This window comes from Candidatus Roseilinea sp. NK_OTU-006 (assembly GCF_012931985.1).
In the GTDB taxonomy this organism is placed as follows: Bacteria; Chloroflexota; Anaerolineae; order J036; family Brachytrichaceae; genus JAAFGM01.
Genome location: NZ_JAAFGM010000005.1, coordinates 121,442 through 144,171 on the forward strand (window position 1 = coordinate 121,442; position 22,730 = coordinate 144,171).

Genomic DNA, 22,730 nt, shown 5'->3' on the forward strand with positions numbered 1-22,730 from the left:
CTTTACACGAATTTCAGATAGGGCCAAAGCTGTCTTAACAAAAATCGCTTATACAGCACTCTTTGGATTTACCCGGTTAACGAGGTCTTTCGTCATGCAACGATTGCTCAGGCAAATATTTCGTCTCTTCATGAGCGGGGTCATGGTGATCTCCTCGCTAGTTTTCTCATTGACGAGCAGCGCGCCGCGCTTGGCCAGCGCTTCATCGGTCATCACCCAGTGGACATTCAACGGCGGCGTGACGACGCCCGCAGTCGGCAGCGGGACTGCCTCGCTGGTGGGCGGGACGACTGCTACATTTGCCCAGGGGGTGGGCGGCGAATCAAACGGCGGCTGGAACACTACCAATTACCCAGCACAATCTAGCGGTAACAAGACAGCCGGCGTACAGTTTCAAGTGGATGCCTCCAGCTACACCAACATCACCCTGTCCTTCGCCTTGCGCCGCAGCAACACGGCTGCCAACACGGTAATGGTGCAGTTCTCCACCGACGGCGGCGCGAGCTTCACCGATGTTTACACCAATACCGTCTTTCAAGGCAACACCTGGGTGACGCCGACGGTGGACCTGAGCAGCTATAGCGTCTCTGTGCCCGACTTGCGCATCCGCGTAGTCACTGCGTTCAGCCCAACCACGAGTCAATACTTTCCGGCCAATCCCACTTCGTCGTACGCCTCGGGAGGCACGGTGCGCTTTGACAACGTGACCCTCTACGGCGTGCTGTCGAGCGACCTCGCGCCGAGCGTGAGCGTCGTGTCGCCGCCCCATAGCGCAACCAATGTGCCGTTGGATAGCAACGTGGTGATCACCTTCAGCGAGCCGGTCAACGTCAGTGGCGCTTGGTTTCAAATCACCTGCTCGTCGAGCGGCGCGCGCAACCTGAGTAACACCACGGTGACCGGCGGGCCAACAGTCTTCACGTTGGACCCGAACACGGACTTTGCTCCCGGCGAGAGCTGCACGCTCACCGTGTATGCTGCGCAGGTCGCCGACCAAGACACCAATGACCCGCCAGACAACATGGCGGCGGACTTCTCCTCATCGTTCACCACCGTCTCGTCCGGTCCGCCGGCGATCTGCACGAGCGGGGTGTTCACGCCCATCTATGCCATCCAGGGCAATGGGAATGCCTCTCCCCTTGTCGGCAGTATAGTGACGGTGCGCGGCGTGGTCGTCGGTGACTTTGAAGGCCCCTCGCCGGCGCTGAGGGGGTTTTATCTGCAGGAGGAGGTCGGCGATGGCGATCCGGCCACCTCCGACGGCGTGTTTGTCTTCAACAGCAACAACAACGATGTCTCCATCGGGCAGCGCGTCGTGCTGACCGGCACGGTGGGCGAGGTGCAGGGTCAGACTCAGATCACGGTGACGCCGCCCATCGTGGACTGCGGCCTTGCCACGCTGCCGTCGCCAGCGACGATCACACTGCCGCTACCTTCGGCCGACGACTTAGAGCGATTCGAGGGGATGCGCGTGCAATTGCCGCAGGAGCTTGTAGTGACGGACAACTATTACCTGGGTCGCTTCGGCCAAGTGAGTCTCTCGTTTGGCGGTCGTCTGTGGCAGCCGACGCATGTGGTCACGCCCGGCGCGCCTGCGCTTGCGCTCCAAGCGCAGAATGATTTGAACGCCATCATCCTGGACGACGCAACTAACCAGCAGAACCCCGATCCGGTCATCTTTGCGCGCAATGGCCTCACCCTCACCGCGGCCAACACGCTGCGCGGCGGCGACACGGTGAGCAACGTGTTAGGTGTGCTGACCTACGGGTGGGGCGGCGCGTCGGCTAGCCCAAATGCCTACCGCGTGAGGCCAACCGCGCCGGTGACCTTCGTCGCCGCCAATCCGCGCCCCGCGCCCGTGCCACGGGCGGGAGCGCTGCGCGTCGCCAGCGCGAACCTGCTCAATTACTTCAACACCTTCGGCGCGGGCGCCTGCACCAGCGGCGTGGGCGGCGCGCCGACGGACTGCCGTGGCGCAAGTAACGCGGCCGAGTTCCAGCGGCAAATTTCCAAGACGGTCGCCGCCCTGCTGGATTCGCGCGCCGACATCATCGCAGTGCAAGAGCTAGAGAACGACGGCTATGGTGCCAACAGTGCGATTCAGGACTTGGTGGGTCGCTTGAACGCGGCGACCGCACCCGGCACGTTCGCCTTCGTTGACGCGGACGCAAACACCGGCGCCACCAACGCGCTGGGTACAGACGCGATCAAGGTCGGCCTCATCTACAAGCCGGAGAAAGTGCGTCCCGTGGGCGCGACTGCCGTGCTCACCACTGGCGCATTTGGGTTGTTTGACCTTAGCGACTCCACGACCACGCTACGCAACCGCCCGCCGTTGGCGCAGAGCTTTGAGGAGCGCATCAGCGGCGAGCGTTTCACCGTGGTGGTCAATCACCTGAAGTCCAAAGGCAGCTCCTGCGCCAACAACGCTGCTACCAGCCCCGCGCCAAACGACGTTGACGCCGGCGACGGCCAGGGTAACTGCAATGGCACGCGCACGGTCGCCGCCCAACAGTTGGCCGCCTGGCTGGCTACAGACCCCACCGGCATCGCCGACCCCGACGTCCTCATCGTTGGCGACCTGAACTCCTACTTGCAGGAGGACCCGATCCGTGCCTTGAAGGACGCCGGCTACACGCATGTCATTGAGTCGCGCGCAGGGGCAAATTTCTACTCCTTCTCGTTCCGCGGCCAATGGGGCGCGCTCGATCACGCCCTGGCCTCGCCGACGCTAGACGCGCAGATCATCGGTGTGCACGAGTGGCACGTCAACGCTGACGAGCCGGTCGTGCTGGACTACAACACGGAATTTAAGTCGCCCGCCCAACAAGCCTACTTCTACGCGCCGGATGCGTTCCGCGCCGCTGACCATGACTTGCTGCTGGTGGACTTGCAGCTCAACACTGCGCCGAGGCTCACCGCCATCGCCACCTACGACACCGGCCTGGGCGGCGCCGGCGCGGAGATCATCGCTGTCCGCGGCAATTGGGGCGCGCTGACCAACGCGGGCGACAAGAGCTTCGACCGCCTTGATCTCAGCGACATCCTCTCGCCCACGCAGGTGGGCCGCGTCGGCCCGACTGCCGTGCTGAGCGGGCTGAATTCGTTGGCGATCCATCCCACCCAGGACCTGATCCTCGCCGTGGCAGGCGGCGCGGCGCCGGCAGCGTCGCCGGTGCACGGCAAGCTGATCGCCTACCGCTTGACCAGTGGCGCACATATCACCGAGGCGCCGGTGGGCATCCAGCCGGATGCCATCGGCATCTCGCCGAACGGCAGCTTTGCAGTGGTCGCCAACGAGGCCGAGGCGCCGGGAACGGGCGATAACGGCGGCCCAGGCTCGATCTCCATCGTGGACCTCAGCAGCTTTGACCCCGACAACCCGACGCCGCTGAACGTGATTACCCTCTCGCTCCCCTCGCAGGCGAGCACCCCCGGCTTCAGCGTGGGCCGCTACGACGATCTGGGAAGATTGCTCATTGACAACACGCCGAACACGCTAGAGCCCGAGAGCATCGCTTTCTCCGCCGACTCCCAATTCGCCTACGTCAGCTTGCAGGAAAACAACGGCGTGGTGCGCGTGGAGATGACGCCGCCCTATACGCTCACGTTCTTCGGCCTGTATTCCACCACTCACCAAGCTGACCTCACCAACGGCGGCGGCTACCAGCCGGTGCAGTTGCTGACGGCATGGCGTGAGCCGGACGGCATTGCCACGATTGCGGTGGACGGCACATCCTACTTCGTCACGGCGGATGAGGGCGACACGCGCCCCAGCGCCAGCAGCGCCGGCGTGCGCGGTGGCCGCACCGTGAGCATCATCCGCGCAGACAACGGCGCGCTGGTCGCGGACACTGCCGGCCAGTTGGATGACATAGCGGCTCGCTGGAGGCGCTACCCAGACAACCGCAGCAATCGCGGCGGCAGCGAGCCGGAGGGGCTCGATGCTGTGGTCTTCGAGGGCCGCGCGATCGTCGCTGTTGGTCTCGAGCGCGCCGACGCGGTCGCCTTGATAGACATGACGGTGGTCACCGAGCCGGTAGTCTTCGGCTTGATCCCCACCGGCGCTGCGCCGGAGGGCGTGAAGCTGGTTGAGCGCAACGACGCGCTGTATGTGCTGGCGGCCAATGAGGTCAGCGGTACATTGACCATTGCGCGCGTGCCGGTCGGCCAGCACATCTTCACGCAGCAGCGCGTGGGCGCAAGCGGCTTCCCCTTGCACGACCTCCAAGTGCTCGACCCTGACCTCGCCGATGCGATCAGCGTCACGCTCCAGCTTGTGAATGCTACACAGGGTGTGCTGGGCTTCACCCTGGCAGGCGGCGCAACCGGCAGCTTTGCGCCGGCGCTGGGCAGCTACACCATCAGCGGCACGATCACCGACGTGAATGCCTCGCTGGCGACGCTGATCTTCACGCCGTCCATCGGCGTCAGCGACACGGTGATAATCTCGGTCACGGCGAGCGACGGCGATCAAACCGATTTTGGCCTGGTGCGCCTGCAGGTGAACGCCGGCGTGAACGTCGCGCTCAGCGCTGATCCAGCCACCACGCCGGTCGGCACGTCGGCGCTGCTGACGGCGACAGTTACCGACCTGAACAGCGCGCCGGTGCCGGATGGCACGCCGGTGAGCTTCTCCGCCTCTCTGGGCAGCGTTGCGCCTGTGGCAGCGACCACACTAGGCGGCGTCGCAACCGCCACGGTCAGCTCCACGCTTGTGGGGACGGCGCTGGTGACGGCAACGGCAAGCGGCACGAGCGCTACGGCGCTGGTGACGTTCACCGCTGGCGCGCCGGCCAGCATCGTGCTCACCGCCACGCCCAACCTCATCCTGGCAAACGGCATTAGCCAGAGCATCGTGGTGGCGCAGGTCACCGATGCGTTTGGTAACCCGGTGCCCGGCGCGCAGGTGCTGTTCTTGACCGGCATCGGCAACCTCAGCCCAAATAGCGGGACGACGGACGCCACCGGACGGGTGACCGTCACATTGACCTCCACCGTTCCGGGTTCTCAGGTGGTGTATGGGGTGACAGGCAGCCTAAACGGCAGCGTGATGGTGACCTATGTCCAACCGCCTGCGCCGAGCACCGGCCTGGTCGGCCATCTCACCGCCGTGACCAGCACACTGGGCATCGTGCGCAAGGGTGACATCATCACCTACGTAGTGGTGATCACCAACAACGGCAGCGGTGGGGTGAACAACATTCTGCTGTATGCGCCGATCCCGTCCGGCACAACCTACGTGGTGGGCAGTGCTACCGGCGGTGGCTACTTCGGCAGCCTCGCCGTGGGCCCACTGGCGACGCTGGCGGGCGTGGTGTGGAGCGGCAGCCTTGCGCCGGGCGAATCGCATACCCTGGTCTATGCCGTGCAGGCGCAGATTTTGGAAGGGCAGATCACCAACGAGCCGAAGGTGCTCGTGGACAACGTGGACACGGGCATTGTACTGACTAGCCGAGTAGAAGTTGAGGCGCTACGCATTTACCTGCCCATCGTGCAGAGGCCGTGATGGCTGCGGCAAGCGTGGGGCAGGGCGAAATCCGTCCTGCCCCCGCCCGCCGTTGATGCCAAGCCTTACCGACCGCGCCCGCGGCGATACCCCATTCCCCGGCGGCCCAAGCCCCAGCGCCGGCGGCAGCCGCGCGTAAGCCTGCGCGTGACCAGCCCTGCCGCGGTGTTGTGGTGTATGACTATCGCTGCTCGTATTGCCGGCATACGCTTCTGAACCCTCTCAAGCGAAGTAGAGCGGCGCCGACTCAATCGTCCTCTGCGCGCGGCGGGCCAAAAGGGTCTGAGCGCTGGAAGTGGAACTTAACTTGACTTTTAGGTTAGCCTAAATATAATCCGCCGACGGTTTAGTTTAACCTAAAAGGGAGCGGATGATGTGGCTACGACACACATGGATTGCGCTGACGCTGGGGGTTGGGTTGACCGCCTGTGCCCCTTCGTCCGTAGCATCTTCGCCCAATTTGGCTTCGCGACCCGTGCGTGTAGCGACGACCACCGGCATGGTGGCCGATGTTGTGAAGAACATCGGCGCCGGCCGCGTTGAGGTGGTGAGTCTGATGGGGCCCGGCGTTGACCCACACCTGTACAAGCCCAGCAGCGGCGACGTGCTGAAGCTCGATCGCGCCGATGTCATTTTCTATAACGGCTTGCATCTCGAAGGGCGCATGGCCGAATTGTTCGAGAAGATGACGCGCGCCGGCAAGCCGGCCTTTGCCGTGACGGGTGGGATTGATCCTACTCAATTGAGAGCGCTGGCGGGGTCGCCAGGACACTACGACCCGCACGTGTGGTTTGACGTGAGGCTGTGGCAGGATGCTGCCCGATTCGTGGCGCAGGTGTTGAGCGACCTCGACCCGGCGTCGCGCGAGTTGTACGAGCACAACGCGGAGCTGTATCTCGAGCAGCTCGATGAATTGCAGGCGTATGCTGAACAGCGGATCGCGCTGATTCCCCCAGGATCGCGCGTGCTGATCACGTCGCACGACGCCTTTGGCTACTTCGGCCGGCGCTATGGCTTCGAGGTGCGCGGCTTGCAAGGGGTGAGCACGGCGGCTGAAGCCGGCGCGCGCGACGTCCAAGAGCTGGCCGCGCTGATCGCCGACCGCAAGATCAAGGCGATTTTCGTCGAATCCTCGGTGCCGCCCGACGCGATCGAAGCGGTGCAGGCAGCGGTGCGCGCGCGCGGCTGGGATGTGGTAATCGGCGGGGAGTTGTTCTCCGACGCGCTGGGCGCCGACGGCACGCTGGAAGGCACCTACATTGGCATGTTCAAACACAACGTGGATACGATCGTCGGCGCGCTGCGCGGGCCGAATCCTTAACTATCTATGTTCTCCCCCTCTGCCGTGCAAGACCCATCGCCTGTTGCTGCGAGGCACATAGGCGTTGCCGTTGCCCCGCTAGAGATCAACGATTTGACGGTGGTCTATCGCGACAAGCCGGCGCTGCAGGATATTGACCTGACGATCCCCGAAGGCAAATTAGCGGCCATCATCGGGCCGAACGGCGCCGGCAAGTCCACGTTGATCAAAGCCGCGCTTGGCCTGGTGCCCACGACGGCGGGCAGCGTGCGGATTTACGGCAAGCCCTATGTCGAGCAGCGCCGTCTCGTCGGCTATGTGCCGCAGCGCAGCAGCGTGGACTGGGATTTCCCCACTACCGCACTGGATGTGGTGATGATGGGCACGTACGGCCGGCTAGGCTGGATTCGCCGGCCAGGGCCGGCCGAGCGCGATTTTGCCCTGCGTTGTTTGGAACAGGTGGGCATGGCGCAGTACGCCGATCGGCAGATCGGCCAGCTCAGTGGCGGTCAGCAGCAACGCGTGTTTCTGGCGCGCGCCCTGGCGCAAGACGCCCAAATCTATTTCATGGACGAGCCGTTCGTCGGGGTGGATGCGGTGACCGAGCGGGCGATCGTGGCGCTTTTGCAAGCGTTGCAGCAGCAAGGCAAGACGGTGATCTGCGTGCACCACGACCTCGACTCGGCGCCGGATTATTTCGACTGGGTGGTGTTGCTTAACGTTCGGCTGATCGCAAATGGTCCATTTATGTCCACCTTTACTGCCGACAACCTGCGCAAAACCTACGGCGGCACGATGAAGGCGTCCATTGAACACTTCCAGCACTTTGAGGAAGACCGCAGGGCGTTAGGCATGGAGCATTGAGAATTCAGGAGCGATGGGCGTACTGGTTGAACTGTTTGCCGACTACACACTGCGCAACGTGGCGCTGGGCAGCGCACTGCTCGGTGTAGTGAGCGGCGTACTGGGGTGTTTCGCTGTGCTGCGACGGCAGGGTCTGCTGGGGGACGCGTTGGCCCACGCCGCGCTGCCCGGTATTTGCATTGCCTACTTGTTCACGCAGACCAAAGCGCCCATCGTCCTGCTGTTGGGCGCGGCAGGGGCCGGATGGGTGGCGGCCATCTTGCTGCTGCAGATCGTCCGACACACCCGGATCAGCGAGGATAGCGCGCTCGGCATTGTGATGAGCACGTTTTTTGCCCTCGGGATTGTGTTGCTCACCTTCATCGCCAAGCGCGGCGGCGCGAATCAATCCGGGCTGGACAGGTTTCTGTTTGGCCAAGCGGCAGCGCTGGTTGCAGAAGATGTGATGACGATGGCGATCCTCGGTGGCGTGGCCCTCGCCATCGTGACGTTGCTCTACAAGGAGTTCAAGTTGCTCGCTTTTGATGCGCCCTTCGCGGCCAGCCTGGGGTTCAATACCGTTTGGCTCAACGTGCTCCTCACGTCGCTAATCGTGGTCGCCGTAGTCATTGGCCTGCAAACCGTCGGTGTGGTGTTGATGGCAGCCTTGCTGGTGGGGCCGGCGGTTGCGGCGCGCCAGTGGACGAACCGGCTGAGCGTGATGATCATCTTGGCGGCGCTGTTCGGCGCGCTATCGGGCTTGGGCGGCGCACTGGTGAGCGCGAGCGACGCAGGTATTCCCACCGGCCCGATGGTCATCCTCAGCCTGACGGGCATCATGCTGTGCTCGGTCTTCCTCGCGCCGGAACGCGGTCTGCTGTGGGATGCCGTGCGGCGGCGCGCGCAACGCGCGGCTTGGGTGGAGTGAACGCGAATGGGGGCGGCCCTGGCGATTATCCTCACCGGTGTGCTGGTCGCGACGGCCTGCGCGCTGTTGGGCGTCTTCCTGGTGCTGCGGCGCATGGCGATGATGGCCGACGCGATCAGTCACGCCATCCTGCCGGGCCTCGTCGCTGGCTACTTCTTGGCTCAGGGTCCGAACCTGCTGGCCGGCTTCGTCGGCGCATCGCTGGCTGCCGTCGTCACCGTTGCGTTGGTCGAAGCGCTACACCACACGCATCGGGTCGGCGGCGAATCGGCGATCGGCGTCGTGTTCCCGGCGATGTTTGCGCTGGGCACCTTTCTGGTATCCAAGTATTTTGCCAACGTGCACCTGGATGCCGATGCAGTGCTCTATGGCAACATCGAGTTCGTCGCGTTCGACGTCCTGATCCTCAACGGCACAAACCTCGGCCCGCAGTCGCTCTGGGTGATGGGCGCGCTATGCGCCGCCAATCTCCTGTTCGTCGGGCTGTTGTTCAAGGAGCTGAAGCTGGCGACCTTCGATCCGGGCTTGGCGGCGGCGCTGGGCTTTTCGCCGATGTTGATCCACTATGGGCTGATGGCGATGGTCTCCATCACGGCGGTGGGGGCGTTCACGGCGGTGGGGGCGATCCTGGTGGTGGCGTTCATGATCGCGCCGGCGGCCACAGCATACCTGCTCACCAGCGATTTGGGCCGCATGATCGTTTTCGCAGTTTTCACCGGCGCGCTGTCGGCGCTCTCGGGCGGCTTCGTCGCGTTTGCGCTGGATGTGTCGGTGGCCGGCGCGATGGCGACGATGGCCGGCGCTTGCTTCTTGCTGGCGCTGTTGTTCTCGCCGGCGCACGGCCTGGTGACCCAAGCTCGGCGCCTGCGACGCCGGCGGCTGCGCCTCGCGATGGAGAACTTGGTCGTCCACCTGTTCAACCACGAGCATCAAGCCTACGAAGAGCACGAGGCCGAGGTGGCGCACCTCAGCAGCGAGCTGCGCTGGCAACCCCAGTTCGCCCGCAGGATCATCCGCATGGCTCGGCGCGCACAGCTCGTGCAGCAAGTCAACGGCCATTTGGCGTTGACCGACGCCGGCCGGGAGTTCGCTCGGCGGGCCTCCGCGCGCCGAGATGGGGAAGCGTAGCGTTTTACGCCGGTGCGGCCGGGTCTGCAGGACGATAGCGCAGCAGCCGCATGCCGTGCAGCGTCACCAGCAACGACGCGCCCATGTCGGCCAGCACGGCCAACCACATCGTGCCCAAACCGAATAGCGCCAGCAGGAGCACCGCCAGTTTGATGCCGACGGCGAGGGCGATGTTGATGCGAATCGTGCGTGTGGCAGCGCGGCTCAGTTGTAACGCAAAGGGCAATAGGCGCAGGTCGTCCCTCATGAGCACCACGTCGGCGGTTTCGATCGCTTGCGCGGTTCCATCGCCGACGGCAATGCCCACGTTGGCCGCAGCCAGCGCCGGCGCGTCGTTCACGCCGTCGCCCACCATCGCCACTGCGCCGTATCGGTCGCGCAGCGCGTGCACCGCTTCGACTTTCTGCTCCGGCAGCAGCCCGGCTCTCACCTCGCTCACGCCGACTTGCTGGGCGACCGCCTGGGCGGCGCGCGCGTTGTCGCCGGTGAGCATCACCGTCGCCTGGATGCCGCTACGATGGAGCGCGTCTATGACCTGCCGACTGGTGTCGCGCGTGGCATCGGCGATGCCGATGTAGCCGGCAAACGCCCCGTCTGCGGCGACGAGCACCGGTGTGAGGCTGCGCGCCGAGAGCGACTCGATCTCTTCGCACAGCGCGCGGTCATGGGGCAGGGTTTGATCGAAGAACGCATGGCTGCCGATGAGCACCTCGCGCTCCGCGACGCGGCCGGATATGCCTTTGCCGGCGATGGCCTTGACCGATTGTGCAGCGGGATAGCGTCCGCTCAGGCGCTGATCCTCGGCGGCGGCCACCACTGCCTGCGCCAGCGGGTGCTCGCTGCGTCGCTCCACGGCGCTGGCCAGGGCGAGCAAATCGGCGCAGTGGTCGCACACGCCGGTGATCGGGTCGGTGCAATGGGCCGATTTCACCTTGATCACCTTGGGTTTGCCCTCGGTCAGTGTGCCGGTTTTGTCGAACGCGACGGCGCGCACGCCGGCCAGCGCCTCCAGATACGCGCCGCCCTTGATCAGCACGCCATGCCGCGCGGCGTTGCCCAGGGCGCTGATGATGGTGACGGGTGTGCTGATGACCAGCGCGCAGGGACAGGCCACCACCAGCAATTCCAGCGCGCGGTAGAGCCAACCCGGGTCGTCGGCCGTCGGCATGAACGGCGCGCCGAACAGCAGCGGCGGCGCGATGGCCAGCGCAACGGCCAACCCGACCACCGCCGGCGTATAGACGCGCGCGAAGCGGTCCACGAAACGCTCGGCCGGCGCCTTGCGCTCTTGAGCCGCTTCGACCAGGCGAATGACGCGCGCGATGAGATTGTCCTCGATGCGGCGCGTGACTTCCACCTCTAGCGCCGCTTCGCCGTTGATTGTGCCGGCGAAGACTTCACTGCCGGGCTGCTTGGGCACCGGGAGGCTCTCGCCGGTGATCGGCGCCTGGTTGACCGACGAGGCGCCGGCGCGCACCCGGCCATCCATCGCGATGCGCTCGCCGGGCTTGACGATGATCACGTCGCCGATTCGCAGCTCGCTCACGGGCAGCCGCTGTTCGTGCTGGCCGCACCACGGGCAAGGGCCGCCGGTATATCCGGCTTGCCCCAGGTGCTCCGGGCAGTCCATGCGCGGGCGCAAGATGGTTGCTTCGTCCGGGGCGATTGCCTTGAGGCTGTGGATGGCGTTGCGCGCACGTTCGGCGGTGTATCCCTCCAACGCTTCGCCGAGGGCGAACAGCACGATCACCAGGCCGGCTTCGGTGTAGATGCCGATGGTGACCGCGCCGAGGGCGGCAATGGTCATCAAGAGATTGATGCTGATCTGTCGGTTGACGGTGAGCGCGCGCCAAGCGCTGCGGGCGACCGGATAGCCGGCGATGCAGAGCGCCGCGATGGATGTGAGATCGAAGAGGGTGCTCTCGACGCCTAGGAACGGCAGCAATTCGTTGAACACCAAGCCGGGAAGAATGAGGACGGCGCCGATGAGGGCCAGCATGGTGTCGCGGCGCGCCAACAAAAAGCCTACAAATGAAGGGGACGCATGGCCGGCGGGCATTGGGGCGCTGTGCTCATCGCGCACGTCGTAGCCCAGCTCGCGCACGCGAGCGATGATGGCTTCACGCGGCGCGTCGCCTCTCACACGCAGCGTGGCCGCGCCAAAGTTGACTGCGCACGATTGCACGCCGTCCAGCTTCGCCACGCCCGACTCGATCGTCCGGGCGCACTCGGCGCAGTCCATGCCAGCGATGCGATAGATGTGCTCGGTTTCAGCGGACTCGGTCATCGTTTTGCTTGGGTGGACAAGGCGCGCTGCCGTAGGAGCAGAACACGCAACAGTCGCCCGGTTTGGGCTTCAGCACCGCATCGCAGTTGGCGCACCGGTAAAACCGCTGGCATGCGTCCACCGGCATCGTTTCCTCCTTCTGGAAGCCGCAATACGGACAGGTCATCGTCGCGTGAGTGTGTGTCATTCGTAAGTTATAGCTCGCTTCCGAACCGCTCGGCGACTGGCTCATCGTCCAATGCGTAAAACATCCCACGGCCGTTTTTGTGCGTGCGCCGGCTGCATCTGACGCAGGCCGCTCAGATTCTAGAACACCTTCACGAGCGAACCCGCTTCACGCTTCGTCCGCAAGCTCGATCGCTCGGTGTGTGGATAAGCCGGCGTCGTCCAGCGGAAGACCCAGTGCGCTTGATCCGGCAGCATGTTCACGCAGCCGTGGCTGCGCGGTCGGCCGTAGTCGTTGTGCCAATATACCCCATGGAAGGCGATGCCGCTGCTGGTGAAGAACGATGCCCAGCCCACGCCAGGTAAGTCGTAGTAGTCGTAGCCAGGTGTGCCGCCGGTCATGCGCGTGCCGGGGATCTTGCGAAAGATGCGGTGCTCGCCGGGGATGGTGAAAAAGTCCACCACACCTTCTGGGGTGCGGTACTTTCCGCCGGTGGCGACGCGCGCCGTGAACACGGGTTGGTCGTATTCGTAGGCAGTCGCCGTCTGGTTCTTCAAGTTGACCTCGATGCGCTTCTTATCCAGCGGCACGTCGGGGGAGAGCGGCGCGAAGTCCTCCGGCCCAAGTGGGCGCAGATGCTCGGCGCGCACGAAGCCGAGCACAGTTTTACCGCCGTTGCCGTCGGCGATCCCATACCAGGCCTTGCCGTCCCTATCCTCGGCGAGCTGCAGAATGCGAAAGACGCAGCCGTAGTACAACAGACTGCGTACGCCGGACTGCGGATCGGCCCTGGCGCGAAGCTCGGTGAACGGCACGGTAATCTCGGCCCACAGGCCCCGCTCATCCACTTCACTCAGCGGTTTGTTCAACACGTTGTTGCACGGCTGAACGTTCGCTGAATGCACGTAGCCGTCGCGGGTCAGATACCAGAACGGGTTGTAAGTCGTTGGCCCCAGGCCGATGACCTCGCCCAGGAGTGGGATGACTTCGTTGGCGCGTAGCCTGCGTACGATGGGCGCTTGGGTTGTGGGTTGCTCACGAATGATCAGGTCTTTGCGGAAAGCTCGGCCGAAGGCATACGGGATGGGTTGCAGCTCGGGAGTGCGCAACTCCGGGGGCTCGCCGGCGCCGGGATCGGGCGCTTGCGCATGCGTCGAGCGTATGCGGATGAACGGGACGGCCAGCGCTAGGCCGCCACTGATCTTCAAGAAACATCGTCGCGTCGTTTTCATATCCCGTAGAGATACTCAGCGTGAGGATAAGCCGTCGTATGCATCATTGAATCACCACAACGGTGCCGTGCGGCGCCCAATGGTAGAGCCAGGCAGCGGCAGTGATCGGCAGGTTGACGCAGCCGTGGCTCCTGGGCTGGCCGAAGTCGGTATGCCAGTATGCGCCATGCAGCGCGTAGCCGCCCCGCCGGAAGTACATCACATAAGGCACGTTTGGTAGGTCGTAGCCCGGCCCGCGCATGCGCTGCCTGACATACTTGCTGTAGATGCGGAATGTGCCACGCGGGGTGGGCGTGGAGCGGGCGCCGGTGGAGACCGGCGTAGACATTATCATGCGCCCGTTCTCCCAGGCGATTAACCGTTGTTCGGCGATTACGACTTCAATCCACTTGCCGCGACGGGCGTAGCGCGTCGCACCATGTTCAGCGTCAGACGATCCGGCCAGTAGCGGCTCGGACGCGGCGAAGAGCAGAATGGTCGCAACGACAGCAGCAAGGAGTTTTCTCACAAGGGCCTCTCGTTCGCAATTCTACCCAGACACGCCGGCGGCGCGGCCTTACCCTGCGCAGGCGACCGTAGCGGGAATGACCGTGCAAAGCCCCTGCGCTCACTCTGTGGCAGTAACGCGCACATTGTCGAACGTCACGTCGGTGCCGGGGTTGTCAATTAGCGTGAGGGCGAATACGCCGATGTCGCCGCTGGCGAAGGTGTCGTCCTGCCTGGACGCAATCGGTTGATCATTTACGAAGAACGAGAGTTCGTTGTTGCGCATCACCACCTTGATGCGGTTGGTTTCGCCGCCCAGCTTAATGGCCGGGTGTGGTTGCCAATCGTCCCAGTTCACCCAGTTGCCGTCCTTCACGTAGCCGGCGCGCCAGTAGCCGTCCGACGAAATCCCGAAGTGATAGAAGTTCTTGCGGTCTTGTATGCGAAAGAGCACGCCGAAGCCATTATCCGTTGGGCCGCCGTTGGGCCGGGCATCCACCTCGAAGATGGCATCTTTGAAGCGCTTGCCGGCGGCGCTCCACTGCGTCAGGTTCTCCACTTTGACGATGATGCGCAACCCACCGCCGTCGTATGTCACGTCGGCGTTGAGGTCGGAGAGGGTTTGCCAGCCGCTGTTCGGGTTGCTGAAATCGTCGGCATAGGGCAGCGGCGTGAACGCCGGCGCGTCCATGCCGGAAGCCGGCGCGCACCCAATCATCGCAGTCATCGCGATGCAGACGAACGCGGTTGATGCGATCCAGGTAGCCAGTCTCATGGCAAGAATGATAGCGCCTGTGGGCCGACCCGCTACAATTGCATAGTTCTATCGCATCATGTTTCGTCTCGCGCGCGTCGCGCTCGTCGTTGTCTTGTCGCTGGCATTTGTCTGGGTGGGGCTGTGTTCAGGCCGTCCGGCCTTCGGCGAGGCTAAGTTGCCGCCGGAGGATCAACCGCCGGCGACGCTGCCCCCGCATCCGACGTCCACGGCTGCGCCGACCGCGACTGCCACGCCGGCTCGCCTGCCGGCTTCAGCGCGCGTGCCGATCCTGATGTATCACTACATCTCCGAGCCGCCGCCCGGTGCCGACCGCTATCGTATTGACCTATCGGTGGCGCCGCAGGACTTTGAACAGCAGCTCCAGTACCTGGCGGCGAACGGCTACACTACCATCAGCCTATACGACTTGTATGCGCATCTGAAACTGGGCCGGTCGCTGCCGCCCAAGCCCATCGTGCTCACCTTCGACGACGGTTACCGTGACCACTATGAGCACGCCTTCCCGCTGCTGCAGAAGTATGGCATGCGCGGCACGTTCTTCATCACTACCGACTTCATCAACTTCGGCAACCCCAACTACCTGACGTGGGAGATGGTGAAGGAAATGTCGGCGGCGGGGATGGACATCGAATCACACGCCCGCACACACCGCGACCTGCGCAATCGCGACTTTCAGTTCCTCGTGTGGGAAATTCTGGGGCCGATTGAGCAGATCACGGCGCACACCGGCAAGCGCCCGCGCTTCTTTTGCTATCCATCCGGTCGCTACGACGACGCCGTGATCCGCATGTTGCGCTCGGTGCAGACCTGGGCAGCGGTGACCACCGAGCACGGCTCGGTTCATACGCTGGCCAACGGGATGACGTGGCGGCGCATCCGTGTGCACGGCCGCGCTTCGCTCGAACGCTTTGCGGCCACCGTCAGGAGCGCGGGCGGCGATTGAGGCCGGCTGGCCCCCTTGTCGTTACTTGCGGTTGCCGAAGATGCGAAGTAGCAACAAGAAATAGATCGTCCGCCACGACCAAAGTCACGGCGGCATGGCCAGTGCCGGATCGTGCCGACGACGCGCTGCTAGCGTACGCGCAAGCGCGTCAGCGTAATCTGATCACCGACGAATTGGCCCGGCGCGTCGTAGGCCGGCAGGCGCGCGAAGTTGTCCGGCGCATACCACACCAGCAACAGGTGGTATACGCCCGGCGTGGCGTCGTCGCTCACCGCCAGCGCGTGGGTCAACGCAATCTCTTCGCCTGCCGGCCACTGCGTGAGCATTTGCCCAAGGTCTTGCTGCGCGATCTTGTTTGCGCCATCGTCCAGCAGTTGCAACGACACGTTCAGATCGTCGGGGAGAGGCCTGGCGGCACGCCAACGGGTGGTGACGGTGAGCGTCGCGCCGGGCATGAGGGCGGATGGATCGAGCGCATAACCGAGCAATTCCAGCCCATTGGCATAGCGCAGCAGCGGCGACGCGTCCGTGCGTCTGCCGAGTTCGATTGCGCCGAAGATCGCGCGGTCGTCACCGTTGGCCAACGGCAGCCGCTCGCCGGTTGCGTGGTCGTAGAGGCCGACGGCCCAACGCAGTTGCTTGGGCGCCGGCGTGAGCGGCGAGAGGCGCAGCGTGTAACGATCGCTCCATCGGCGGCCGGCCGGCTGCTCGCTCAACGCCAGGCTGCCTTGACCGGGGTACATGTCGCGTTGCGCGACGATCACGTCGTGCTCATCAATGAGGTGCACGAAGACGCTGTAGTTGCGCGTCACCGGCTGCGCCAGCAGCCAGTTCAGGTGCAGTGTGACCTCGTCGCCGGGCTGTGGAACCCCCGTCGTCTCGAGGCCGGCTTCCTGGAGACACACTGCGCCGCCGAATTTGGCGTTCACCGTGAGCGGCAGGCGCTGCGTCCACCGGTTGGGCGGCTGGGTGTAAGTCGGCGCGATGAACGCGAACGGCGCGATGATCGCCAGCGCAGCCAAGCCGGCGCACGCGCCCAGCAGCACGTGGCGATGGAGCACTCGCCAGCCGTAGGCCAGCGCTGCCGAGATAACGGCAATACACGGGAACATCAGTCGCCCCTGCGAGGCCGGCGTGAGCGACGTCCAGCGCACCAGCGCCACGAAGACGAGCGCGACCCAGAAGAGGCAGAGGAGGATCTGGCGTCCTGCGTCTTGCCTCAGCGGCGCTTTGCCCAGGACGGCAGACGCAACACGCAAGACGAGCCCAACGACTGCCAGCGCCGCGAGCCCGTTCAGCACGTCGTAAACCCACGGCGACATGATCACGTTCATCGCGCCGAACACGCCCCAATACGCCCAGATGAAGCCTTCGCGTTCGCTCCACAGTTGCGCCGGTGAAGCCGGCTGGTCCCGCCGCCCGACGACATCGAGAAAGGCGTTCCAGCCCAACAGGTCGCCGTAGAGCGCCTGATTGCGCACAAACCACCAGCCGCTGATGAGCAACGTGACGACGAGCGTGACGAAGACGAAAGACGAAAGACGAAAGACGAGCGATCGCGGTGCGTCTTGCGCCTTGCGTCTTGCGTCAACAGCGGTCAGCAGGCCGGCGAGCCCGAATAAGCCGACCAGCCCCAGTGCGCTGCTCTTGCTCAGCGCGCCGAGGCCGGCAATAGCCCCTGCGACGACTGCGCTCTTAAGCGATAAATCGCCGAGCCGCATCAGCCGCAGCGCCCACCACAAGCCGACCGTGCTGAACAAGACTGCCGCATTGTCGTTGTTGATCGCGCCACTGATAAAGGCGAACATCGGCGTGCAGGCGACGATGACGGGAGATGCAAGACGCAGGAGACTTGCGTCTCGCGTCCTGCGCGCTGCGTCATTCGGGAAGAGTTCGCGGGCGACCAGGTAGGCGAAGAACACCGTCGCCGTGCTCATCAGGATCGAAGCCAGGCGCGCGGCGCGGACGGCCAGCGTGGCGCGCTCCCAGGGCCAGGCTTCGGCCGGCGTGTGCAACACGACATTGACATTACCGTCGCGCGTGGGCACGCCCATGTCGCTGTGTGGGTTAATGCGTCGAATGTCGCGCCAATTTGATGAATCGAAGGGCGCGCTGAATGCAGCCGCGATCCAATAATAGAGCGGCGGCTGGCTGCCTTCTTGCCGCCAAGGGGCCTCGGCGTCGGTTTGGCCGGCGCGCTGCACAGGCAGGCCGCCGCCCGTCGCCAGGTGTTGCACCATCGGATAGTGCCACAGTTCATCCGACGCTTCGAAGAGCGGGGTGAGAACGCTGTAGAGGCTGAAGAGGATAAATGACGCAGCGATGATCAGCGCTGCGCAGATCTTCTCGGCGCGCGCGTTCACGGGATCAGCGAAAGGAGCGCCGGCTCCGTCGGCGGTAAGGCGAGGCGTGACATATCGCTCGATGCGCGATCTAGCTGCCGGCTTGGGCTTGTGACTCTTGCGCGGGCGGTGTGTCGGTCGGCGGCGACCCCGAGCTGTCTTCCAGCGCCTTCAATCGCTCGGCCCGATCCCGTTCTAGCTTGGCAATGCCGTTGGAAACAACCGCTATGGTGTGTTCAAGTTCTTCGCGCAGACGTATCAGTGTTTCGAGGGCGTAAGCGTCTGCCTCTGAGCGCATGCGATCCATCTCGCGACGGGCGCGCGCCTCGATCGCCTGAGCGCGATCCTGCGCGATGGCGATGATGGTGGTGTCGTCGGCCAGCCGGCTGGCTTCCTCGCGCGCCATCTCCTTGATGCGTTCGGCTTCCTCTTTGGCTTGCGCGATAATGCGGTCGTGCTCTTGCCGGATGCGCTGCGCTTTCTTGATTTCCTCGGGAATGGCCAACACCATCTGGTCTATTAACTGAAAGCACCGGTCTGCATCCACCAACTTCATCTTCGTGCCGGGCACGCGGCGCGCTTCCAGAAGGATGGCTTCCAGTCTTCCAAGCAGGTGTTGAATGTCCATAGTCGTTAAGTATATTTAAGTCGCCTCAATGCGCGTGCCACGCAGTCTGGCACGAGCGCCGTCACGTCGCCGCCCAGCGTAGCGATCTGTCGGATCAACGTTGCGCTCAAGAAGTGGTTCGGGGCGTTAGCGAATAGGCAGATCACCTCGATGTCTGCGGCCAGCCAGTGGTTGGTCTGCGCCTGTTGAAGCTCGAAGTTGAAATCCACGCTGTTGCGCAGGCCGCGGATGAGCACCGATGCGCCCATTTGCCGCGCGAAGTTCACCGTCAGGCCGCTGTAGCCGGTGACGCGCGCCCGACCATCCACGCCCACCTCGCGCAGCACCTCGTCCACCAGGGCGATGCGCTCCGCATGTGAGAAAAGCAGCTTCTTATCTGGCTGGTCGTAGACGCCGATGATGAGTTCGTCGAACAACGCCAGCGCGCGTTGGGCGATGTCAAGATGGCCGTTGTGGAAGGGGTCGAACGTACCGGGGTAAAGCGCGATGGTCATGATCAAGGCGTTAGTCTGTTCGCTTGGGTGGTTGGTGTCTGCTACGCATTGCGTTGTGTTCGAAAGGTGGGGCCGACAGACGGCCTCAGCTTGCGTCGCCGACCGCCTCGCGATGCTTCCAGAATTCGGACACTTTCTCGGCCAGCAAGGGATGTTGTGTTAACTCCGGATCGTGATCGAGCAGCTTCTCGGCCTGCGCGCGCGCCGCGTCTAACAAGTCGCGGTCGCTCACGCTGACCAGCTTGAACTCAGGGGCGCCGCTTTGGCGAGTGCCGAAGAACTCGCCCGGGCCTCGAATTTCCAGGTCAATCTCAGCCAGCTTGAAGCCATCCTGGGTGTTCACGATCGCCTGCAGGCGCTGGTCGCTGATGGCCGAGCTGGTGTCGGCGATCAGCAGGCAGTAGGACTTGTGCTCGCCGCGGCCGACGCGCCCGCGGAATTGGTGCAGTTGCGCCAGGCCGAAGCGGTTCGCGCCTTCGATCAAAATGACCGTCGCGTTCGGCACGTCAATGCCCACTTCGACGACCGAGGTGGAGACGAGGATATGCGTCTCGCCGCCGGCGAAGGCGCGCATGGCTTGCTCTTTTTCTGCCGGCTTCATCTTGCCGTGCAGCAAGCCCAGCTTGAGCGTTGGGAACACCTCGCGTTGTAGGCGCTCGTATTCTTCCACCGCTGCCTTGGCCTCGATCTTGTCCGACTCTTCGACGAGTGGGCAGATGATGAAGGCTTGTCGGCCTTGCTCGACCTGGTGTTGCACAAAGCGGTACGCGCGCTCGCGCTCGGCAGGGGGGAACCAGTGCGTTTCGATCGGTTGACGGCCGGGCGGCATCTCGTCGAGCACGGTGTTGTCTAGGTCGCCGTAGAGCGTGAGCGCCAGGGTGCGCGGGATGGGGGTTGCCGTCATCACCAGCGTATGGGGGTTCAACGCGCCGCCCTTTTGCCGCAGCGCCGCGCGCTGTAACACGCCGAAGCGATGTTGCTCGTCTATGACCACCAGCCCCAGGTTCTGGAACGATACAGTTTCCTGGATCAAGGCGTGTGTGCCGATCACGACGTGGATGCTGCCGTTGGCGAGTCCATCGTAGATGGCGCGCTTTTCGGTGGGCTTCGTGCTGCCCGTCAGCAGTGCCAGCGTGATCGGGGCAGTAGCTTCGCGCTCGGCGAAGCCGTCGAACAGGCGCTGAATGGTTTTGTAGTGTTGCTCGGCCAAGATTTCGGTCGGCGCCATCATGGCCGATTGCGCGCCCAAACTCGCGGCCAGCGCCATGCTTAACGCGGCGACCACCGTCTTGCCGGAGCCGACATCGCCTTGCAGCAACCGGTGCATGGCATTGGGTTGGCCCAGGTCTTTGATGATGGCCTGTAGGGCGCGTTGTTGCGCGCCGGTGAGTTGATAGGGTAGGGCGGCGATCAGCCGATCGCGCACGGCCGGATCAACGCGCAGCGGTGGCGCCGGCGCCTGGCGCCAAATCTGACGTTGGCGCAGCACGGCCAACTGGATCGTGAACAGTTCGTCGAAGGCCAGCCGGCGTCGTGCGTGCTCCTGCGACTTCATGGAGCGTGGGAAGTGGATTTCGCGCAGCGCTTCGGCGATCGACACGAGTCCGAGTTCGCTGCGCACCTCCTCGGGCAGATGCTCGGGCACGCGCGAGGGCCAGTACTCGACCATGCGCTTCATCACCCGGCGCAACAGCAGCGGCTGCAGCCCCTCGGTCAGGCGATACACCGGCACGATGCTGCCGCCGGTGATCCATTCGCGTTCAGCCGGCTCATAGGTGGGGTTCTGGAAGGTCAGCCGGCCCAAATACTCGGTCACCTTGCCGCTGATGACGATCTCCCGCCCGACCGACAACTGCTTCATCAAGTGATCAACGTAGCGCTCGCTGGTGAACCAACTGCATTCGATGGCGCCCGATTTGTCCTCGATCACCGCGCGCACGATGATCAAGTTGCTCCTGGTGCGGTGTTTGCGCACCGACGCGATGCGCCCGATGAGGGTGACTTGCTCGCCGTAAAAGAGCTGGTTGATCGTCTTCATGGCGCTGTAATCGTCGTAGCGCGTCGGGAAGTAATACAGCAAGTCACGGATGGTATGCACGCCGAGGCGAGCCAGCTTCTGCGCGTTGAAGTCACCGATGCCGACGACCTTGGTCACCGGCGCGTCTAGGCCCAGGCCGGCTTCGCGCGGGCGGGGGGCGCGCGGTTCGCGTCGGGACGGCTGCGCAAGGTGCTCCGGCGGGCGTGGCGGCTCGGTGCGTCGGGGCGGCGCAGTCGTGACGACCGGCGCAATCTCCACAGGCGGCATTTCAGAGTCTGCGGCAGCCTGATTTTCCGTTGCAAACATCATCGCTCCTTCGCGGGGGCTGGGGGTACCCTTGGCGTGCGCCTGCGTCGAGCTGCGCAGGACGGGCGAGCGCAATCGGGTCATCAGCGCGTCGAGCGCCGCGCGACGGTGCGCTTCATCGGCAGAGGCGCTGTAATTGCGCATTTCCTGCGCGATCGTCTCGGCCCAGGCGGGGTCAATGTCGTTGCGCGCGGCGTCGGCCAGCCAAGCGGCGGCGAATGACTGCAAGCCGCGCGTGACCGCTTTGTCGCGATAGCCGGTCTGCGCTTCGAGCCTGAGGATTTTGAGGAGTTTTTCAGTCGCTGGATTGGGCATGGCGCGCAAAGCGGGTTGCTCATTGCGCAGCGCGCATCGCGTGATGCGCACTGACGCGATACCTGAAACGCAACTGGGATGCGTAGAGTGCCGAGATTATACGTGCGCCCGCTCGTTCACAATGACGACGCCGAGGCCCATCGGCCCGAAGTGCGCACCGATGACCGGCGTGACGAGCACAGGGGTGGGCGGCTCAATCGGGGCGATTGGCTCCAACTCGCGCCGAATGCGGGCGATGTCGCTCGCTTGGTCGCCGCCGGTGTAGACGATGGAGAAACAACGGGGAGCGCCCGGCGTCTGGCGCACCGCTTCTATCAGGCGTTCCACACCGCGCCCGCGCGTGCGCACGCGATCCAGTTGGGTGATGGCACCCTGCTTGAGTTCGATCAGCAGCTTGATCTGTAGCAGTTCGCCGATGCCGGCGGTGAGCGATGACACCCGCCCGCTCTTGCGGAGGTATTTCAGCGTGTCGGCCATCGCCAGGATGCGGATGCGCTGCTTCATCGCTTCCAGCGTCGAGACGATCGCGTCCAACGTTGCCCCTTGTTGCGCCATTTCGGCGGCCGTGATGACCAAGTGGCCCAGCCCCATCGTCATCGAGCCGGAATCCACAACGCGCACGGGGATGCCGGCGTCAGCAGCTTCGGACGCGGCGAGTTCGGCTGCGTTGCATACGCCGCTGATGGTGCGAGCGATGTGCACCGAGACCACCCCGTCCGCTCCGGCAGCATGTGCGGCGCGGTAAGCGTCCGCAAACCGTTCGGGCGAGGCCGCAGCCGTCTTGGGGAAACTGGTGTAGCTTGGCAGGCTGGCGTAGAACTGCTCGCGGGTGAGGGTCACCCCGTCTTGATGGGTCACGCCGTCCACCTCGACGATCATCGGCAGGACGATGATGCCCAGGCGCCGCACGATGTCCACCGGAACATCGCCGGTGGAATCAGTCACTACTTTGACCATTGCTTTTCGGGGTGGGCGAAGGGCAGCGCCTTCGCCCATCCATCTGAATT

Annotated in this window: 16 protein-coding genes; 6 read left to right on the plus strand and 10 right to left on the minus strand. The window is 64.2% G+C overall.

Annotated features, from left to right (window positions below; translation table 11 throughout):
• Window positions 1-142: 142 nt before the first annotated feature.
• The 5 genes from GXH28_RS04900 to GXH28_RS04920 all read left to right on the plus strand — a co-directional run bounded on the left by GXH28_RS04900 (window position 143) and on the right by GXH28_RS04920 (window position 9,708).
• On the plus strand, window positions 143-5,509 hold the full coding sequence (locus GXH28_RS04900) for an ExeM/NucH family extracellular endonuclease (protein ID WP_169237898.1): 5,367 nt from the start codon (window positions 143-145) through the stop codon (window positions 5,507-5,509).
• Between the two features lie 370 nt (window positions 5,510-5,879).
• A complete protein-coding gene (locus GXH28_RS04905) occupies window positions 5,880-6,830 on the plus strand; it encodes a metal ABC transporter solute-binding protein, Zn/Mn family (RefSeq protein ID WP_240550189.1) in 951 nt (316 codons plus the stop codon).
• Between the two features lie 6 nt (window positions 6,831-6,836).
• On the plus strand, window positions 6,837-7,673 hold the full coding sequence (locus tag GXH28_RS04910) for a metal ABC transporter ATP-binding protein (protein WP_169237899.1): 837 nt from the start codon (window positions 6,837-6,839) through the stop codon (window positions 7,671-7,673).
• A gap of 13 nt (window positions 7,674-7,686) precedes the next feature.
• The gene (locus tag GXH28_RS04915; protein ID WP_169237900.1) at window positions 7,687-8,580 is read left to right on the plus strand and encodes a metal ABC transporter permease; all 894 of its coding nucleotides are present in this window, start codon (window positions 7,687-7,689) and stop codon (window positions 8,578-8,580) included.
• Window positions 8,581-8,586: 6 nt separating this feature from the next.
• Complete coding sequence (locus tag GXH28_RS04920) at window positions 8,587-9,708, plus strand: metal ABC transporter permease (protein ID WP_169237901.1); 1,122 nt, start codon at window positions 8,587-8,589, stop codon at window positions 9,706-9,708.
• Between the two features lie 4 nt (window positions 9,709-9,712).
• Here GXH28_RS04920 and GXH28_RS04925 read toward each other — a convergent pair whose 3' ends face one another.
• The 5 genes from GXH28_RS04925 to GXH28_RS04945 all read right to left on the minus strand — a co-directional run bounded on the left by GXH28_RS04925 (window position 9,713) and on the right by GXH28_RS04945 (window position 14,654).
• The gene (locus GXH28_RS04925; RefSeq protein ID WP_169237902.1) at window positions 9,713-11,995 is read right to left on the minus strand and encodes a heavy metal translocating P-type ATPase; all 2,283 of its coding nucleotides are present in this window, start codon (window positions 11,993-11,995) and stop codon (window positions 9,713-9,715) included.
• Window positions 11,979-12,182, minus strand: coding sequence for a GDCCVxC domain-containing (seleno)protein (locus GXH28_RS16225; RefSeq protein ID WP_169237903.1), 204 nt, complete (start codon window positions 12,180-12,182; stop codon window positions 11,979-11,981). The genes GXH28_RS04925 and GXH28_RS16225 overlap by 17 nt, the downstream gene beginning before the upstream one ends.
• A 119-nt stretch (window positions 12,183-12,301) precedes the next feature.
• The gene (locus tag GXH28_RS04935) at window positions 12,302-13,369 is read right to left on the minus strand and encodes a L,D-transpeptidase family protein (RefSeq protein ID WP_169237904.1); all 1,068 of its coding nucleotides are present in this window, start codon (window positions 13,367-13,369) and stop codon (window positions 12,302-12,304) included.
• 67 nt (window positions 13,370-13,436) lie between these two features.
• Complete coding sequence (locus GXH28_RS04940; RefSeq protein ID WP_169237905.1) at window positions 13,437-13,901, minus strand: L,D-transpeptidase; 465 nt, start codon at window positions 13,899-13,901, stop codon at window positions 13,437-13,439.
• A 99-nt stretch (window positions 13,902-14,000) separates the two neighbouring features.
• Entirely contained in the window at window positions 14,001-14,654 is a 654-nt protein-coding gene (locus tag GXH28_RS04945) for a family 16 glycoside hydrolase (RefSeq protein ID WP_169237906.1), read from the minus strand.
• Between the two features lie 58 nt (window positions 14,655-14,712).
• Between GXH28_RS04945 and GXH28_RS04950 the strand changes: the two genes are divergently transcribed.
• Window positions 14,713-15,600: a polysaccharide deacetylase family protein gene (locus tag GXH28_RS04950; protein ID WP_169237907.1), complete on the plus strand. Its 888-nt coding sequence runs from the start codon at window positions 14,713-14,715 to the stop codon at window positions 15,598-15,600.
• 128 nt (window positions 15,601-15,728) lie between these two features.
• On the opposite strand, the gene GXH28_RS04955 is transcribed toward GXH28_RS04950, so the two are convergent.
• From GXH28_RS04955 to GXH28_RS04975, 5 genes are all read right to left on the minus strand, one after another.
• Window positions 15,729-17,963: a glycosyltransferase family 39 protein gene (locus GXH28_RS04955; protein ID WP_169237908.1), complete on the minus strand. Its 2,235-nt coding sequence runs from the start codon at window positions 17,961-17,963 to the stop codon at window positions 15,729-15,731.
• A 70-nt stretch (window positions 17,964-18,033) separates the two neighbouring features.
• On the minus strand, window positions 18,034-18,570 hold the full coding sequence (locus tag GXH28_RS04960; protein ID WP_169237909.1) for a hypothetical protein: 537 nt from the start codon (window positions 18,568-18,570) through the stop codon (window positions 18,034-18,036).
• A 5-nt stretch (window positions 18,571-18,575) separates the two neighbouring features.
• Entirely contained in the window at window positions 18,576-19,064 is a 489-nt protein-coding gene (gene coaD, locus GXH28_RS04965; protein WP_169237910.1) for a pantetheine-phosphate adenylyltransferase, read from the minus strand.
• Window positions 19,065-19,149: 85 nt separating this feature from the next.
• Window positions 19,150-21,774, minus strand: coding sequence for an ATP-dependent DNA helicase RecG (gene recG / locus GXH28_RS04970; RefSeq protein WP_169237911.1), 2,625 nt, complete (start codon window positions 21,772-21,774; stop codon window positions 19,150-19,152).
• A 45-nt stretch (window positions 21,775-21,819) separates the two neighbouring features.
• Window positions 21,820-22,680, minus strand: a complete 861-nt coding sequence (locus GXH28_RS04975; protein WP_206156707.1) for a DegV family protein — start codon at window positions 22,678-22,680, stop codon at window positions 21,820-21,822.
• Window positions 22,681-22,730: the final 50 nt, after the last annotated feature.